Raw genomic sequence first — 16526 nt, 5'->3', positions numbered from 1 at the left:
GTTCCCCGTGCCAGGAGGTCCGCATCGCATGCGCCGTCTGCTCGTCGTTCCGTTTCTTGCGACCGGCCTCCTGGTCCTGGGTGTGCTGTCCTGTTCAGACACGCTCCTGGAGCCGCGCGCCCAGGAGCAGTCCCAGCTGGATGACCGGCTGACGCTCACCGGCCGGGTGTGCACGCGCCCGGCGAACCCCACCGGCTTCCCGGTGAAGGTGGTGCTCGTCGTGGACGAGTCCGGCAGCATGTGTGTGTCGGATCCGCCGGGCTCGCAGGAGGGCAGCGGCTTCTGCGAGCGCGCGGAGGTGCAGGCCATCATCCCGCCGGGCGTGACGGAGCCCGCGCGCGTGCGCGCCCTGAAGAACGTGGTGAATGGCTTCCGGCGCATCAACGCCGCGGGCCAGGGCAACATCAGCATCGCCATTGCCCCGTTCGAAACGAACGTGAAGAACACCTGGCCGCCGGCCTCCACGGGGGACCGCTTCGCGCCGCCGGGCAACATCAACGGCTACATCGAGGGCCTGCAGTCGCAGCTGGGCAAGGGCACGGACTACCAGGGCGCGCTCAGCTACGCGTACAGCCTCATCGCCAGCGACATCGAGGCGGTGTCCCAGTCCACGCCGGAGCTGTTGCCGCGCACGCGCTACGTCGTCGTGTTCCTCACGGACGGCACGCCGTACCCGCGCTGCTCCGCCAACGACGCCCTGTCCGTCTACGCGGGGCCGGACACGCCGGACCTCACCTGGCGCGACTCCATCTCCAGCTTCTGCAACGCCACCAGCACCACCGACGCCATCACCGGCTTCGAGGTGGGCACGGACCGCAACCAGAACTACCAGCTCTTCAGCTACGTGCGCCGGCTGATGGAGCTGAAGACGCAGTACAACGTGGGCGACGTGCGCATGCACACGGTGCTGCTCTTCAACGAGGAGGCCGTGCGCGCCTGCGGCCCCATCTGCCAGGACATCTACGGCACCTACCCGGGCGTCCCGGAGGCGCAGTACCCGGCCGCGGCGAAGAAGATCGCCTCCTTCCTGCTCAAGCGCTTCGCGGAGATGGGCAACGGCGTGTACCAGGAGTTCAGCGACACGGCCGAAATCTCCGAGCTGGGCCTGGGCGCGCTGGACTACTCCTCCTTCGCGTCGCCCAACGTGATGAAGACCTTGATGGTGGAGCCCCTGAGCTCCGCGCCAGGGGATGACGGCCGCGTGCTGGACAGCGACGGCGACGGCGTCCCGGACTCGTTGGACAACAGCTTCACGCTCAAGACGAACCCCTTCACCATCGACAGTGACGGGGACTGCCTGAGCGACGGCTTCGAGTACCGGCGCCAGGACCAGGGCTTCAAGGCGGGCAACGACCTGGACGCGCGCGGCTGCAACCCGCAGTCCCCGCTGACGCCCGGCTGCACCTGCCGGGACACGGACGGTGACGGGCTGTCGCAGTTCGCAGAGGACTACCTCAAGACGCGCCAGGGCATCGTGGACAGCGACGGCGACGGCGCGCCGGACGGGCTGGAGGCGAAGTACGGCCTCAACCCGCTCCAGTCGAGCGTGTCCGGCCTGGACACGGACGGCGACGGCATCCCGGACGACGAGGAGTTGAAGGCCGGCAGCGACCCCACCCGGCGCGACCGGCCCTTCCACGACAAGTACGGCATCCAGTACGAGGTGAAGAAGGTCCCGGGCGGCACCGACACGGACGGCGTCTGCTACGACTTCACCGTGTCCAACCTCCAGCTGGTGACACCTCCGGACCGCTCCGGTGTGAAGCAGGGCTACAACCTGTTCAAGGTGTGGTTCGCGGAGGCGCCGGAGAGCGGCGTGTCCACGGACTACGGCGTCTGGCGCACCGCGTGCGCGTGGGCGCAGTACGCGCCGCCCAGCGTGCGCGTGCCGCTGGGGCCGGACCTGGCCATGGAGGACAGTGACTTCCGCCGGCCGGATCAATTGGTGGACCCCTGGAGGACCCAGGGCAGTTGCGTCGGCGTGTCGCCGTCGCAGGGAGGCGCGTCGCCGTGAGCCACGCGGGACGTTGGTTGGCGCTCACCCTGGTGGGGTTCGCCGTGGTGGTGGCCTGTTCGGACTCGTACCTCTACGACCCACGCCGCGACACGGAGGTGCCCGCGGACCGGGCCGTGGCGCTGGACGGGCGCTTCTGCACGCTGGGCGCCAATGAGGTCATCCGGCCCATCAAGATCATCGTCGCCATGGACGCCAGCCAGTCCATGCGCGTGAGCGACCCGGACGGTGTGCGCGCCACGGCGCTGGTGGACCTCATCGAGAACCTCCCGCAGGACGACGAGGTCTCCATCGCGGTGATGCTCTTCGCGGGCAGCACCACGGCGTTCCTCACGCAGGACCCCGGGCCGCCGGCGGAGGACGGCTTCGTGCAAGTGTCGCGGCTGGACGCCACCGCGAAGGCCATCCTCACGGAGAAGCTGCTCACCTTCCGCAACACGGACACGTCGCCGAACCGGGACTCGACGGACTTCGTCAAGCCGCTGTCGGACATCTACTCGCTCATCAACACGGACATCGCGCGGGCGCGGCAGCAGCCCACTGGGGGCGACGCGCTGGCGCAGGCGCGCTACTCGGTCATCTTCCTGTCGGACGGCAAGCCCACCAACAACCAGGACGACGAGCTCATCCGCGGCGACGCGGTGGTGCGCATCCGCCAACTGCGCGACCTGGTGGAGGACGTGCGCTTCAACACCGTGCACGTCTTCAACCCCGTCCAGCCCGTGCCGTCCGTGTGCGACCTGGTGGCGGAGGACGGCGGCTTTGGCGACGGCGGCTGCCCGCTGCTCATCATCAACCAGAACGCGGACCGCCTGGAGAAGATGGCCACGCTGGGCGGCGGCAACTTCCGCGACTTCCGCAACAACGAGCCCATCAACTTCCTCAACTTTCAGTTCGGCCAGGTGCGCCGCGCCTTCATCGTGAAGGACTTCGTGGCCTCCAACTTCTCCGCGCCCCCGGGCAGCCCGCTGGACGAGGCGGACACGGACGGTGACGGCCTCACCGACGCGCGCGAGTACGAGCTGGGCACGAACCCCAACCTGCGCGACACGGACGGCGACGGCTTCAGCGACGGCGTGGAGGTGTACTTCCGCGACCGCGGCGTGCAGTTCGACCCCACCCAGGAAGTGCAGCCGGACGGCGGCGGTCTGGACAAGGGCTGTCCGCCCGCGCTGCGCGGCGTGGACACCGACTGCGACGGCCTGCTGGACTGCGACGAGCAGTTCATCGGCACCAACGCCACGCTCCAGGACAGCGACGGCGACGGCGTGCCGGACGGCATGGAGTGGCGGGGCGGCACGCAGGGCTCCAGCAGCGACATGGATGAGGACCCGGACACGGACGGGCTCACCAACCGCAGCGAGGCGCGCATGCACATGCGCCCCCTGCAGGTGGACACCGCCAACCTGGCCTCGGACGCGTACCGCTACAGCATGGAGGCGGACGGCCCGGTGGATGACCAGGGCCGCCAGTGCTACCGCTTCCGCGTGGACAACGTGCTGCTGGCGCCCACCATCGCCATGATCGCCGACGGCGGCGAGGACGGGGGCGTGGACGCCGGCACCGTGCAGCGCGGCGCGGGCTACAACGACATCTACCTCTCCGTGTCCATGCTGCCCGCGGACGACCCCACCGCGCGCACGCTGGTGCGCACCTTCCGCGTGGACTCCGTGCGCTACCCGGTGGGCGGCATCAAGTCGCCTCCGGATGGTGTCATCCGCGTGAACCCCGAGGACTTCGTGGACGGCTGCCCCGGCGCCGCCCCGACCCTCTCGCCCGTCCCCTGATTTCTTCGCCTCCGGATTCCCCCATGCGCCTCCGCACCCGACTGCTCCCGCTCGCGCTCCTCCTGTTGGCCGCCTGTTCCTCCGAGGGGGACGACACGCCGGACGCTGGCACGGGCGTGGTGGAGGACCTCTGCAACAACCGCGAGGAGGCGCTGACGAACGCGGACTGCGAGCTGAAGCCCGGCGTGCCCATGGAGCGCTTCCTGGCGCTCACGGGCGACGTGAAGGCCGGTGACGAGGACTGGTACAGCGTCCGCATCCCCGCCACCGCCAACGCGCGCACGCTGGTGCACGTCACCGGCACGTACCTGGCGTCCAGCACGCCGGTGAACCTGTCCGTCTCCGTGCTGGAGAAGGACAAGAGCACCTCGCTGGTGGCGAAGTCGGACCAGCACGGCGCGGGCGCCCCGAAGCCGGTGGACATCGTGCTGCCGTACGGCACGCCGGACACGCAGCTCATCATCGTGGTGCGCGACGCGCCCACGAACCCCGCGCGCCCCAACTACGACGCGCGCAACCCCTACCGGCTCACCGTGGAGCTGTTGGAGAACCCGGACGCGAACGAGCCCAACGACGTCACGCCCACGCCCATCGCGCTCGCGGCGCAGGGGGCCGTGCAGGTGGGCACCGCGCAGGGCTACCTGGCCACGGACAACGACGTGGACCGCTTCAGCTTCCCGCTGACGGCGGGGAAGATCGCCTACGTGCGCATCACCGCGCCGGACCAGGGCTTCGCGCCCAACTACCGCCTGTCCTATGAGCTCCTGCGCCCCGGCAGCACCGACAAGGAGTCGGAGGGCAACGTGCTGCCCAAGGTGCACCCGGGCGTGATGGCCACCGCGCGCAAGGTGAAGCTGGCGGGCACCTGGGTGCTGGTGGTGAAGGGCTACCGGGGCAACAACGAGCCCGTGCCCTCGGGCGACCTGCGCCAGCCCTACGAGGTGGAGATTCGCGTGGTGGACGAGGAGGACCCGCGCGACCAGTCCGGGGACAACGACGCCTACGCGCGCGCGTACTCGAACAACCTGGGGGCGCCGGGCGCGTCCACGACCTTCGAGGGCCGGCTGGGCTACGTGGGCGACCGCGACTGGTTCGCGGTGAAGCTGTCGAGCCTGACGAAGCCCAGCGTGCTGCGCTACCGGCTGACGGAGCGGCCCACCACCACGCGCTTCGACCCGCTGCCCCTGCCGCTGGGCCAGCTGGCGGACCGGCAGGTGCTGGTGTTCACCACGGTGAGCACGTCCGTCACCGCGGAGCAGCGCGCCACCTGCACCAGCGACGCCACCGTGTGCCCTCGCGACACGCGCGAGCACCCCGACGCGCCGGGGCTGGTGCAGGCCTACTGCAACAACGCGGAGGCCGTGCTGTGCATCCAGTCGCTGCGCGAGGAGAGCGACCCGGCGCGCTTCCCCGGCCTGAGCAACTTCCAGGGCGCGCTGCCGGTGCCCGCGCACGGCACGGAGGTGACGTACCACTTCGCGGTGCAGGACGACGGCAACAACTGGGCGGATGACCGCGACTACCGGCTGGAGGTGTCCTGGGCGGCGGAGGACACGGATGAGGAGAACGCCTACAGCGGGGGCGTGGAGCAGCCGCGCTCCAAGACGCTCGGCGGCGTGGGCACGGGCAACCTGCCGGTGGGCAACGCCACCTTCGAGGCGAAGGGCCAGCTGACGCACGGCCACGGACGGCTGCGGAACAACGACCGCGCCACGGGCCTGGGCGTGCGCGGCCCCACGGACTACGACGCGGTGCCCTCCGACACGGACACCTTCGAGTACCAGCTCCCCGCGCTGAGCGCGCCCGAGGACGCGGCGTGGCTGGTGCAGTGGGACGTGGACAACCTGCCGGATGGCGGCACGCCGCACGGGCTGGCGCTGGATTTGACCTTCTGCGACGGCTCCGCCACGGACGGCGGCACCACCGGGTGCATGCCGGTGACGACCACCAGCACGGGCGGCGCGCTGACGCTGGCCTACAACCCGACGGCGATGCGCGCGTGGCACACCTCCGTGAGCGCGCCGCTCAGCAGCTACCAGGCGCTGTACCAGTTGGAGAAGACGGCCACCACGACGCGCGTCACGGTGTCGCCCTACACGTGCTCCTGCCTGGAGCGGCGCTTCATCCAGGGCGGCACGCTCAAGGTGGCGGTGAGCGCCACCGAGCGCACGGACTACACGCCCGTGGGCTACACGCTGCGCACCGGCTACGGCGACTACCCGCGCAGCTACAATGCGGCGGATGGCGGCTCGCCCACGTCGTGCCCGGCGCCCACGCAGGACGGTGGCACGTGGGTGGGCGGTTGCCAGTTCACCCGCTAGCGGGCCCGGGCGGGCGGCGGGGCTTCACGCCTCCGCCGCCTCCGGGGGCACCGCCGGGACTACGGCGCGATGCCCTTGCCCTTGAGCGCCAGCTCGCGCGTTTCGCCGTTGGCGGCGTTGGACTTGAGGGTGAGCGTGCCGGTGAACTCCTTCGCGGCGTTGGGCTTGAAGGCGACCTCGATGAAGGCGCGCTGGTAGGTCTCCAGCTTCAGGGGGCCGTTCTCCGGCCAGGTCTCCGGCTTCTTCATGGTGAAGACGCTGGGGCCGGAGATAGAGGCCTCGTTGAGCTCCAACGTCTGGAGGCCGCGGTTCTCGATGTAGAGCGTGTTGAAGGTCGTCGCCCCCACGTAGGTCCCAGCGGAGAACTCCGTGTCGAAGCTCAGCTCCGTACGGTCGATGAGCAACTGCGGCGTGTTCGGCAGGTCCTCGGACTCGTCTCCGCAGCCCGCCAGGGCGATGATGGTGAGGGGCAGCCACAGGTTGCGCATGCGCATGGACATCCACTCCTCGGTGAGGTTTGAAAGAATGTCTGGTGTTGTAACACGGAATGTCTCGCGACTGGCGGGCGCGGTGATGGGATTGATGCTCGTCGCATGCGGTGGCTCGCGGGATGACTTCATCGGCGCGCGCGTGCTGGATGTCTGCAAGGCGTCCTGGCCCGTGTGCAGTGAGTACGCGGGCTGCATCCTCGGGCCGGAGAGCTACTCCGAGGGCCGCTTCCCCGGCCGCGGGCAGGTGCTGGTGCGCGTGCCGGAGGCGTCCACCATCAAGGTGAGCTTCTACCTGGAGGAGGTGACGGCGGCGGGCGAGGAGACGGCCATCAGCGTGCACGAAGAGGGCTGCCGCGCACGGCAGCGCAAGGCATCCACGGGCCGCGCGGCGCTGGACCAGATGGAGAAGTTCGGCGTCTTCACCCAGCAGGCGGACGTCACCGGCGTGGGTGACCACCTGGTGGAGTTCGACTCCGACATGCAGGCGCGCTACGTGGTGAAGGTGGACGTGACGCCGCTGCGCCTCCAGTAGTGCGCCGCTTCAGCCCTTGAGCGTGCGCACCAGGTGGTCCGCCACGCGGAAGCTGTTGGCCACGATGGTGAGCGTGGAGGGCACGCTGCCACCGGTGGGCATGAAGCTGCCGTCCACGACGTAGAGGTTGGGCACTTCGTGCGCGCGGCAGTGCTTGTCCAGCACGGAGGCCGCCGCGTCATCGCCGAAGCGGCAGGTGCCGTGCTGGAGGATGGTCGTCTCTCCCTGCGTGCCCACGCGCTCCACGCTGTCCGGGTCCAGGCGCATCAGCACTTCTTCTCCGCGCTCCACGAGGAAGCGCGTGGCGGCGAAGTCGGCCGGGTGCCGGTCCAGGGTGATGGCGGCCACGGGGATGCCGTACTTGTCCTTCACCTCGGGCTCCACCGTGACGGAGGTGCCGGGCGTGGGGAGGAACTCCGCGTAGACCTCGAACTCGAGGATGCGCGAGTCGCGGTACGCGCGCATGCGGTCCTTCAGCTCCTTGCCGAACACGCCCGACTTGCCGGTGCCCGCCAGTCCCACCGCCGCGTAGATGGGGTTGGGGTGCGCCCACATGAAGCCCAGCGTGCCGCCCTTGCGGAAGCCGTGGCGCGCGTCCGGCATCACGTAGAAGTCCTGGAGGCTTCGGTTGACGAAGGGCGCCGGGTCCGTGAGCCACGGCCGCGCGGCCTTCTGCTTCGACACGCGGAAGTGCGCCCGCGAGCCGCCGAAGGAGCTGAAGAGGAGGTTCCTACCCACGAGCCCGCTTCCGTTGGCCAGGCCATTGGGGAAGCGGCTGGAGGTGGAGTTGAGCAAGAGGCGCGCGCTCTCCACGGCGGTGGCGGAGGCGATGATGACCTTCGCGGGCTGCTCCTGCGCGACGCCGTCCTTGTCCAGGTACACCACGCTCTTCGCGCGGCCCTGTTTGTCCACTTCGATGGAGCGCGCCATGCAGCCCGGGCGCACCTCCACGTTGCCGGTGGCGATGGCGTTGGGGATGAGGCTCGCGAGCGTGCTGCTCTTGGCGCCCGTCTCACAGCCGTAGCTGCCGCACAGCGCGCAGTACGCGCACGGCGAGCGGCCCTTGTAGGCCTTGCTGATGATGCCGCGCGCGGTGGGCAGCGCGTGCCAGCCCATGGCCGAGCACACCTTGTCGATTTCGGACGCCACCGGGTGCACGTCCAGGGGCGGCAGCGGATAGGGGCCGCTGCGGGGTTCCGCGAAGGGGTGGGGGACGGCCTGACCGGACACGCCCAGCTCGGCTTCCGCCTTGTCGTAGAAGGGGGCCAGCTCCTCGTAGGAGATGGGCCAGTCCGCCACGGTGGTGCCGGGCACGGCGCCCAGTGTGGAGCGCAGGCGGAAGTCCACCGGCTTGAGGCGGTAGAAGAAGCCGCTCATGTGCACGGTGCCGCCGCCCACGCAGTTGGCGGTCCACGCGGCGTTGCTGCGCTCGTAGCGGCCCTTGGTCCCCTGGCGCACCAGGTGCGGCTCCTCCCAGGGCAGCGGCATGAAGAAGTTGCGGCGGCTGTTGAGGATCTCGTCGTGGACGAAGTCCTTGGGCTGGTAGTGGCGGCCCTTCTCCAGCACCACGACCTTGAAGCCCGCTCTCCCCAGCTCCAGCGCGAGCGGCGCTCCACCCGCGCCGCTGCCCACGATGCACACGTCCACGGAAGGCAGGCTCACGGGTGGTGACCTCCGCACTCGCGCAGGCACTTGGGCCCGTCGTAGCCCTCCGGGGGCGCCATGGCGAGCGTGCCCACGGTGTCGAAGCCCATCAGGCGCCAGCCCACGCGGCCCTTGTTGCCGCCGTAGGACGGGTCGCCCAGGAAGCCCTCCAGGCTGAGCGTCATCAACAGCTCGAAGAAGTGGGCCTCGCCGCTGCCGGCCGGGCTGTCCTTGAAGATGGCGAGCAGCTCGTCCTGCTGGGCGGGCGTGGCCTGCGCGAAGCCCTTCTGGAACATGCGCTGCGCGCGGCGCTCCAGCGCGGACAGGCCCTGGAGGAAGTCGCGGTGCATGGACTCCAGCCCCTGCGTCTCCAGGATGCGGTCGATGTAGAGCGCCACGTCCGCGTCCTGGGCGCCCGGGTCCTCGTCGCGGGGGAGCAGCCGCTCCGTGGCCGCGGCGACGACGGCGTACTCGAAGGCGGAGAAGGTGCGCAGCGTCTGCCCGGCGGTGGTGGTGCCGGTGGGCTCCGGAGCCTTCTTCGCTTCCGCCTCCTTCGAACGTTTACACGCAACGCCACCCAGCAGCACCACGCCGCCGCCGAAGAAGGTGAGCCGCTGGATGAAGGTGCGCCGGGACAGCTTCGGGGGGAGCGAACGCGCGCGAGCCATGGCGCGCGAGCCTAACCCAGGTGCCTGTGTTTCACGGCACCTGAGAAGGGGCCGGGGTCGGTTGGCCGCCCACCGCGTGCGTGACGTATGGGCGCACCGCGAGGCGTGACGGACAACGCGCGCGGCTGACATAGGATGGCGCACTCAACCAGGCCGACTGAACCAAGGAGAAGAACCGCATGAAACGGCACGCGTGGCTACTGGGAGCGGCGCTCGCGCTGGGATGTGGCGGCGGCAAGCCGGCCAATCCCGACGCGGGACCGAAGCCTGGAACGGATGCGGGCACGACGGAAACGCCCTTCGTGCGGCTGGTGGTGGACACCGGCGCGAGTGAATTGCACCGCATCTCCTCCATCGCGATGGCGGTGGGCCCCGATGACCGCATCGGCATCGCGTACTTCGTGAAGGTGGCCGGCAAGGAGCTGGACTACGAGCTGCGCTACCGCGAGGTGAAGGACGGTCAGGTGCAGCAGACCCCGGAAGTCATCCGGACCGTGCAGCGCGTATACGGCGTGTCGCTGGCCTTCGCCGCGAACGGGCAGCCCGCGGTGAGCTACCTGGGCGGCGTCAACGACGGCACCTCGCCGGAGTCCATCTTCTGGTTCCAGAGCGACCTGGCGGTGGCCTACCGCAACGCGAACGGGACGTGGACCGAACAGGTCGCCGTGCGGATGAGCAACGAGGCCCCGGCCAACTCCGTCAGCGACACGGGCCACGTGGTGGGCATCAGTCCGTCCATGGTGTTCAACGGGAACCAGGCCATCGTCTCCTACCGGGACGTGCACAACGGGCAGTTCCCGCAGCAGGACTGGAACGCCAGTGACATGGAGCTGGCCATCGGTGGGCCGACGTCATGGCAGCACCAGATGGCGGCCGCGGGAGGCAATGGAGGCGAGGAGAAGCCCGCGTATGGCGGCCATTCCCAGGTGGTGATGGCGGATGGGCAGCCGGCGCTGGTGTTCGACCTGGCCATCGGGGCCGCGGACGCGCCGGGAACGAACGTGTACTTCCAGCGCCGGGGCTCGGACGGACAGAGCTGGACGCCCGCGAGGATGATCCAGTCGGTGGGCAACACCCAGTTGGGCGCGTCGCTGGCGTACGACCCCGTGGTGGGCTTCGGCATCGCGGTGGTGGATCGCTCGGACAACAAGCTCACCTTCATCTCCTGTGACGGCAAGACCGGGTCGAAGTGCGCGTTGTCGGGAGACTGGACGGTGCCGGATCCCGTCTACCAGACGGGCACGGGGGGCTGGTACCCGTCGCTGGCGTTCGACCCGGCGACGCATGATCCGTCCATCGCGTTCCACGTCTGCTCGCTGGAGCCCGGACGCAACGAGGGCGGCTGCTCGCCGTCGGACGACGCGCTCGTCATCGCCACGCGCGTGGAGGGCCAGTGGCGTGAGACGACGGTGGACTTCGACGGAGGCTGGTCGCCGAAGCTGGCGTTCCTGTCCACGGGACAGCGCGTGGTGCTCTACCGCAACCCGGCGACCACCGCGCTGCACCTGGCGGTGGAGCGGTGAGCCTCGCGGGACGCGCCGTGGCGGCGTTGGGGCTCGCGGCCGTGCTGAGCGGCGCGGGCGCCGTCGCGTGCCGCGGAGACAACGAGCTGTCCGGCAGCGTGTCGGAGCTGTTCCCCGTCACCGACGTGTCGCGGGTGGAGATCCGCCGCAACCCGGAGGCGCTCCAGGTGAGCTACTTCCGCAACAACGGCCTGGACGTGGACCTGGTCGCGCGGCTCACGGTGGACACGGAAGGCGTGGACCTGAAGCCGGGCACGAAGGTGCAGCTCGGCGGCACCACGCCCTCCGGCCGCGAACGCGCGTCGGTGGTGCACGTGGCCGCGGGTGAGCCCGCGCGCGTCTTCACCCGGGTGGAGCGCGGCGACCTGGTGCTGGACGAAGGCGGCAACGTGGGCGAGGCCACGCGCGGGGACTTCTCCCTGTCGTTCAAGAAGGGCGACGGCTACGGCGCGGGGCGCAGCATGGAGGGGACGTTCAACTCCCTGGCGCTCGACGCGGGCTTCGGCCCGGACCTGGGCGACGTGGTGGTCGACGAGCCCGCGCCCTGAATCACTCCGGGGCTTCCGGTGACTTCACGCCGGAAGCCCTGGGTCTTCTCTTATGGCGTGCAGGTGTCGAGCGCGGCCATTCCCTGTGAGAGCTGTCCCTGGTGCGTGGCGAACTGCGCGAGCGCCGGAGCGCCGCCGTCCAGGAAGAGCTGGCGCGCGGCGTCCACCGCGTCCCGCGCGTGCACCGTCACGGTGGAGCCGGTGGCGTCCGTCACCTTCACCGCGCCGTCCGTCTGGCCCTGCGCGCGGATGAGCAGGGCGCCCGCCTCGTCGCGCGCGACCATGCCGTCCTCCAGCGGTTCGAAGTAGCGCACCACGGGCTCCTGGCCCTCGCGCTGGAGTTCCAGGCGCATGACGCCGGACTCTACGTCGCGGGACATCTTCAGCGTGTCGGTGGGGCCGAGCTTCACGATGCGCGTGTTGGAGTCTTCGCCCTCCACGCTGCTCACCGGGTTGCCGCCGGTCCAGAACTCGATGCTGTTGACGACGAGCGCGTCCACCAGCGTGCCGATTTCATAGACGGGCACCACGATGAACACGAGGAACACCAGCCACTGGACGAACTTGTTGCCGGAGATGCCCTTGTTGAACTGCCAGATCTTCGTCGTGAGCTTGAACGAGCCGAAGCAGCCTGTCGCGTGCATCATCAGGACACTCGCGCACAGCACACCGAGCCAGCGGGACGGACGCAACTTCATGAAGCCCTCCTGGGGGATGGGGGACCGCGTGAACGCGGCCGCCACCATGCCACGAAGGGCTCAGTCCGGCTCACTCTGAACGAGCCCGTACTTGTGCAGCAGTGAATAGAGGTGCTTGCGGTCCAGCTCCGCCTCGCGGGCGGCGCGGGCGATGTTGCCCCGGGCGCGGCCCAGCAGGCGCGTGAGGTACTCGCGCTCGAAGGCGCGGACGAGCTCGTCCTTGCACACCTTGAACGGCCCGGTGAACTCCACCGGCAGGAAGTCCCCGGCGGGGGCGGGCACGTCGCGGGTGAACTCGCGCAGGAGGTTCTCCCCGGCCAGGCCCGGGATGTCCACCATGTGCCGGGCGCGCTCCAGGGCGTTGCGCAATTCGCGCACGTTGCCCGGCCAGGTGTGCCCCAGGAACTGCTCCTGAATCTTCTCCGGCAGCCGGGGCCACAGGCCCTCGCCCGCGAAGGCCTCCACGAGCAGCGGGATGTCCTCCTTGCGGTCGCGCAGGGGCGGCAGGCTGAAGGTGAAGACAGACAGGCGGAAGTAGAGGTCCTCGCGGAAGCGGCCCGCCTGCGTCTCCGCCCACAGGTCCTTCTTGCTGGCCACGACGATGCGCGCGTCGAAGGAGATGGGGGTCGAGGAGCCCAGGCGGCGGAACTCGCGGTCCTCGATGGCGCGCAGCAGCTTGGGCTGCAGGTCCAGGGCGAGGTCGTCGATTTCGTCCAGGAAGAGGGTGCCTCCGTGGGCGCGCTCCAGGCACCCGATGCGCTGGCCCACCGCGCCGGTGAAGGCGCCCTTCTCATGGCCGAACAGCTCGGACTCGATGAGCGAGTCGGACACGCTGGCGCAGTCGAACACGACGAGCGGCCCGGCCGCGCGGGGGCTCAACTTGTGGATGGCCTTGGCGCCCGCGCCCTTGCCGGAGCCCGTCTCACCCACGAGCAGCACGGTGGAGTCCGTGGGGGCGATGCGCTGGAGCAGCGCGAAAATCTGCCGCATGGGCAGGCTGCGGCCCACGAGGTCGCCCAGCCGGTCCTCGGCGGTGGGCTCCACCTGCACGGGCGCCATCTGCGGGCTGAAGCGCAGGCGCACGTCGCCCACTTCCAGCAGGGCGCCGGGGCGCAGGAAGGCCTCGCGCACCTGGGCGCCGTCCAGGAAGGTGCCGTTGGTGGAGCCCAGGTCCTGCACGAGGAAGCGGTCACCCTGGCGGCGCACCACCAGGTGGTTGCGGCTGACCGTGGGGTGGTCGATGACGACGTCGTTGTCGGTGGACTTGCCGACGCGCAGGTCCTCCGTGGCGAGCGGGTACACGGTGCCCGCGCGCTCGGTGTCCAGCAGCACCAGGTGGAAGCGCTGCGCGGACAACCGCTCCTCCTGCGCCCGCTCGGCGACGACGGTGTGCAGGGGGATGGGGGCGGGAGGAACGGAGGGCATGAGCGGGCGGGGATTCTAGACGGCTTCGGGCTCGCGCGGGCTGTCTGTCGGTGCAGGCCGTGCCCGGCAGGTGGGCAGCCGGGCACGGCGCGTCAAAAGCGTGTGTGCCGGTTTGTTTTCTCGCGGTGCGAGAGGGGGGGGCGGTGCCCGCGGGTTGGGATGCTTCAGGGTGAAAGCATCGCGGTGGCCCAGGTGGGCTCCAAGACAACGGCCGCCCTCCCCATGACGGGAAGGACGGCCGTGTCAGGACTTCGGTGTGGATGCGGCGTCAGTCGCCTTCGTAGATGCCGATGGCGCCCGGGGTGACAGGACCCTTGACCGGTTCAATGGGCGTGAAGGCCACGAGCATGCGGCGGCGGGCTCCGGAGCGGTCCACCTGGATGTCCGGGATGCGCAGCCCGGAGAGAGGCTGGCCGAAGAGCGAGTAGCTGTACTTCGTGACGCCCCCTCCCACGCGGCTGATTCCGCCGCCCCAGGCAGCTCCTGCCCACGCGCTGTTGTCCAGGGGATCCACCGCGACGCTGGCCACGTGCGGAGCGATGAGGTCGTTCTTCAAGCTGCGCAGGACATTTCCCTCAGCGTCGAGCTGCAGGAGCCCGTTGGCGAAGGAGCTGACCCAGACGCGATTGGTACCGTCGGGGACGACTGCCATCGCGGAGACGAGGTCCTCCGTCCGCTCCTCGGGGCGGGCGTAGGGCCATTCCTGCTCACCCACCGCATCCGTCCAGAGGTCCCGGCGGTTCCACTTGTACTCCCGATTCTCAGTCATCTCCTGGGCCCTCCAGAAGTTGAGGCCCGTCGTGCCGTAGTAGTACTTGGTGGAGCGGTTGGCGCCGCCAATCCAGACGTCGTGGTTGGGCAGGGGCGCGATGCCGTAGTAGGCGTCCGTCAGGAGCGCATCCCGGACCTGGTACTTGCTGAAGTCGGTGCCGTACTGGAGTTTATCGCTCGCGTAGTTGCTGTAGATGAACGCGCTGTAGGCCGGGTGGCTGTGCTCTTCCAGGCCCGAGCACTCCAGCTTCCCGTTGCACGTCGGGTCGCCCGCGTAGTGCGCATCTCCACGGGCGAAGCCGTGGTTTCCGCCAAACCAGACGCTGCTGTTATCGGGGTTGGAGTCCTTGTCGTAGGCGATCCGGTAGACGTGGCAGAGCTTCTCCCGCCGCTCGTAGCCTGAAACCACGCCCGGACCGGAAGAGATGTCGTAGTGCACGACCTTCAGGGTGCCGTCGGCACGCAGCTCCACGCGGTCGGCGTCACCGCTCTTGTAGACGCTGGCGTCCGCAGGCCGCCTGGCCTGAACAGCGGTGTCCCATTCACTTTCGCAGTCCACGGGTGCCGGCTTGCCCGCGTAGCCCACGAAGACCGCGCCGTCCCAGGCGCCCGCGACGGAGATGACCTTGAGATAGGGCGTGCCCGTCGGCGCGCTGCCGTCCGGCATGTAGCCGTAGGGACGCAGGCCGTCGGCGATCGTGAACTTCCGGAAGGTGCTCTCTCCCTTCTTCAGGAGGAACAGCCCCTCTTCGCCGCCCGCGACCCAGACGTTGCCTCCTTCATCCGCGGTCACGCCGTAGACGAAGCGGGGCCCGCCCTGCTCGCGGCCGTAGAAGGTCCAGCCCGGCGCGGACGGCAGCTCGTACTCCGTTTCACCGGGATCCGTCGTGCCCGCGTCGGTACCTGCATCCGTGCCGGTGCCCGCATCCGTCCCCGTGCCGGCGTCGGTGCCTGTGCCCGCATCCGTCCCGGTGCCCGCGTCGGGAACCTGCGTGCCCGCGTCGGGAACCTGCGTGCCCGCGTCCACCTCACCCGTGCCCGCGTCCGGCAGCCGCGGGTCCTCGTCCACGGGCGTGACCGGCACCTCCACCTGGGTCGTGTCGCCGTCGTCCCCGCCGCAGCCCGTCCACCCCAGCGCTCCCGCCAGCAGGAGCGCCCCCGTCCACCGCCACCCGTGCTTCATATGCCGCCCACCTCACGCTGGTCCGGGGGAAGGTCCCCCGGCGCGAAACCATTGTTCGCGGCCATCAAGGCAAGGAGGGTGCCAGCCCCCGGGGGCCGGTAACCGTCGGGGCACTGGCAGTGTGCGTCGGTTGAGCGACACCGGGTGGGCAACCCTGTACCCAATGTGTGAACGCCGGGGTCCCGGAGCGCCCCCCAACCGTGCTAGGGCCTGGGCAATGGCAGGCAACGACGCACGCGGTCGCACCCCGCTGTCCCTCGTGGGACAGGAGCCGGACCTCGTCTTCTACACACGGCAGGCCGCCGAACACGGCGGGCCCGTGCTGGTGCTGGGCGCCGCCAACGGCCGGGTGCCCTGGGCGCTCGCGGGCCACGGCTTCTCCACCGTCGGTGTGGACCCCTCCGAGGCGATGATCCGCTCCGCCGAGGAGCGCCGCGCCTCCGAATCCCCGGACGTCTCCGCGCGCACGCGCCTCATCGCCACGGACCCCCGCGCGCTGCGGCTGCCAGAGCAGTTCCCCCTGGTGCTCGCTCCGCAGCACGCGCTGGGCCTGATGCCCGGCCGCGACGACCTGGAGGCGTTCCTCGCCACCGTGCGCCACCACCTGGCCCCCGGCGGGACCTTCATCTACGACGTGCTCAACGCCCCGCGCGAACCCGTGCTGCCTCGCGACGACGACGAGCCCGGCTCCGCCGTGGAGCCCCGCCGCCCCCTCTTCGCCCTGCACCTGCGCGAGCGGCGTCCGGCGGGTGGCCAGAGCCCCATTCGCCGCCTCAAGCTGAAGCACTTCCTGCCGGAGGAGCTGGAGAACGCCCTCATCGCCAGCGGCCTCACCCTGCGCGAGCGCTACGGTCGCTTCGACGGCAAGCCCTTCGACCTGGAGGACCTGCGCCAGATTGGCGTCGCCGGGACTTGAAACGC

At 70.0% G+C, this 16526-nt stretch carries 13 protein-coding genes; 7 read left to right on the top strand and 6 right to left on the bottom strand.

The features are described 5' to 3' along the window. Positions 1–28: 28 nt before the first annotated feature. Genes D7X30_RS05680 through D7X30_RS05670 form a run of 3 tightly spaced genes read left to right on the top strand, consistent with a single transcriptional unit; the run spans position 29 to position 6122 of the window. Positions 29–2014 carry a vWA domain-containing protein gene (locus D7X30_RS05680; protein WP_120561836.1) on the top strand — a complete coding sequence of 662 codons (1986 nt, stop codon included), beginning with the start codon at positions 29–31 and terminating at the stop codon, positions 2012–2014. Next, a complete protein-coding gene (locus tag D7X30_RS05675; RefSeq protein ID WP_120561835.1) occupies positions 2011–3801 on the top strand; it encodes a vWA domain-containing protein in 1791 nt (596 codons plus the stop codon). Before D7X30_RS05680 ends, D7X30_RS05675 begins: the two co-directional genes overlap by 4 nt. Before the next feature lie 23 nt (positions 3802–3824). Further along, positions 3825–6122 carry a hypothetical protein gene (locus D7X30_RS05670; protein WP_120561834.1) on the top strand — a complete coding sequence of 766 codons (2298 nt, stop codon included), beginning with the start codon at positions 3825–3827 and terminating at the stop codon, positions 6120–6122. A gap of 59 nt (positions 6123–6181) precedes the next feature. Here the strand turns inward: D7X30_RS05670 and D7X30_RS05665 are convergent, their stop codons facing one another. Further along, positions 6182–6616 carry a hypothetical protein gene (locus D7X30_RS05665; protein ID WP_199724183.1) on the bottom strand — a complete coding sequence of 145 codons (435 nt, stop codon included), beginning with the start codon at positions 6614–6616 and terminating at the stop codon, positions 6182–6184. 88 nt (positions 6617–6704) lie between these two features. Between D7X30_RS05665 and D7X30_RS05660 the strand changes: the two genes are divergently transcribed. After that, positions 6705–7145 carry a hypothetical protein gene (locus D7X30_RS05660; protein WP_233591415.1) on the top strand — a complete coding sequence of 147 codons (441 nt, stop codon included), beginning with the start codon at positions 6705–6707 and terminating at the stop codon, positions 7143–7145. 9 nt (positions 7146–7154) lie between these two features. Here the strand turns inward: D7X30_RS05660 and D7X30_RS05655 are convergent, their stop codons facing one another. Further along, a complete protein-coding gene (locus D7X30_RS05655) occupies positions 7155–8807 on the bottom strand; it encodes a GMC family oxidoreductase (protein WP_120561831.1) in 1653 nt (550 codons plus the stop codon). Next, positions 8804–9457: a gluconate 2-dehydrogenase subunit 3 family protein gene (locus D7X30_RS05650; RefSeq protein WP_120561830.1), complete on the bottom strand. Its 654-nt coding sequence runs from the start codon at positions 9455–9457 to the stop codon at positions 8804–8806. The genes D7X30_RS05655 and D7X30_RS05650 overlap by 4 nt, the downstream gene beginning before the upstream one ends. A gap of 179 nt (positions 9458–9636) precedes the next feature. Here D7X30_RS05650 and D7X30_RS05645 point away from each other — a divergent pair, with 179 nt between their 5' ends. Beyond that, positions 9637–10980, top strand: a complete 1344-nt coding sequence (locus D7X30_RS05645; protein ID WP_120561829.1) for a hypothetical protein — start codon at positions 9637–9639, stop codon at positions 10978–10980. Beyond that, on the top strand, positions 10977–11528 hold the full coding sequence (locus D7X30_RS05640; protein WP_120561828.1) for a hypothetical protein: 552 nt from the start codon (positions 10977–10979) through the stop codon (positions 11526–11528). Before D7X30_RS05645 ends, D7X30_RS05640 begins: the two co-directional genes overlap by 4 nt. 50 nt (positions 11529–11578) lie before the next feature. Here D7X30_RS05640 and D7X30_RS05635 read toward each other — a convergent pair whose 3' ends face one another. The 3 genes from D7X30_RS05635 to D7X30_RS05625 all read right to left on the bottom strand — a co-directional run bounded on the left by D7X30_RS05635 (position 11579) and on the right by D7X30_RS05625 (position 15605). Continuing rightward, positions 11579–12226 (bottom strand): DUF3332 domain-containing protein, encoded by a 648-nt coding sequence (locus D7X30_RS05635; RefSeq protein ID WP_120562562.1) that lies wholly within the window; start codon positions 12224–12226, stop codon positions 11579–11581. A 60-nt stretch (positions 12227–12286) separates the two neighbouring features. Beyond that, positions 12287–13651 (bottom strand): sigma 54-interacting transcriptional regulator, encoded by a 1365-nt coding sequence (locus tag D7X30_RS05630; RefSeq protein WP_120561827.1) that lies wholly within the window; start codon positions 13649–13651, stop codon positions 12287–12289. A 268-nt stretch (positions 13652–13919) separates the two neighbouring features. Continuing rightward, entirely contained in the window at positions 13920–15605 is a 1686-nt protein-coding gene (locus tag D7X30_RS05625) for a hypothetical protein (protein ID WP_120561826.1), read from the bottom strand. A gap of 217 nt (positions 15606–15822) precedes the next feature. On the opposite strand from D7X30_RS05625, the gene D7X30_RS05620 reads away from it, so the two are divergent. After that, positions 15823–16521, top strand: coding sequence for a bifunctional 2-polyprenyl-6-hydroxyphenol methylase/3-demethylubiquinol 3-O-methyltransferase UbiG (locus D7X30_RS05620; protein WP_120561825.1), 699 nt, complete (start codon positions 15823–15825; stop codon positions 16519–16521). The last annotated feature ends 5 nt before the right edge of the window (positions 16522–16526 follow it).

It is taken from the genome of Corallococcus sp. AB011P, from assembly GCF_003611605.1.
Taxonomy (GTDB): Bacteria; Myxococcota; Myxococcia; order Myxococcales; family Myxococcaceae; genus Corallococcus; species Corallococcus coralloides.
This window is presented reverse-complemented; position numbering and strand designations above follow the sequence as displayed.

Excerpts from the sequence above, each read along its gene's own strand:
- D7X30_RS05680 (WP_120561836.1), top strand. The coding sequence starts at position 29 with ATGCGCCGTCTGCTCGTCGTTCCGTTTCTTGCGACCGGCCTCCTGGTC.
- D7X30_RS05670 (WP_120561834.1), top strand. The coding sequence starts at position 3,825 with ATGCGCCTCCGCACCCGACTGCTCCCGCTCGCGCTCCTCCTGTTGGCC.
- D7X30_RS05665 (WP_199724183.1), bottom strand. The coding sequence starts at position 6,616 with ATGCGCATGCGCAACCTGTGGCTGCCCCTCACCATCATCGCCCTGGCG.
- D7X30_RS05660 (WP_233591415.1), top strand. The coding sequence starts at position 6,705 with ATGCTCGTCGCATGCGGTGGCTCGCGGGATGACTTCATCGGCGCGCGC.
- D7X30_RS05650 (WP_120561830.1), bottom strand. The coding sequence starts at position 9,457 with ATGGCTCGCGCGCGTTCGCTCCCCCCGAAGCTGTCCCGGCGCACCTTC.
- D7X30_RS05645 (WP_120561829.1), top strand. The coding sequence starts at position 9,637 with ATGAAACGGCACGCGTGGCTACTGGGAGCGGCGCTCGCGCTGGGATGT.
- D7X30_RS05635 (WP_120562562.1), bottom strand. The coding sequence starts at position 12,226 with ATGAAGTTGCGTCCGTCCCGCTGGCTCGGTGTGCTGTGCGCGAGTGTC.
- D7X30_RS05630 (WP_120561827.1), bottom strand. The coding sequence starts at position 13,651 with ATGCCCTCCGTTCCTCCCGCCCCCATCCCCCTGCACACCGTCGTCGCC.
- D7X30_RS05625 (WP_120561826.1), bottom strand. The coding sequence starts at position 15,605 with ATGAAGCACGGGTGGCGGTGGACGGGGGCGCTCCTGCTGGCGGGAGCG.
- D7X30_RS05620 (WP_120561825.1), top strand. The coding sequence starts at position 15,823 with ATGGCAGGCAACGACGCACGCGGTCGCACCCCGCTGTCCCTCGTGGGA.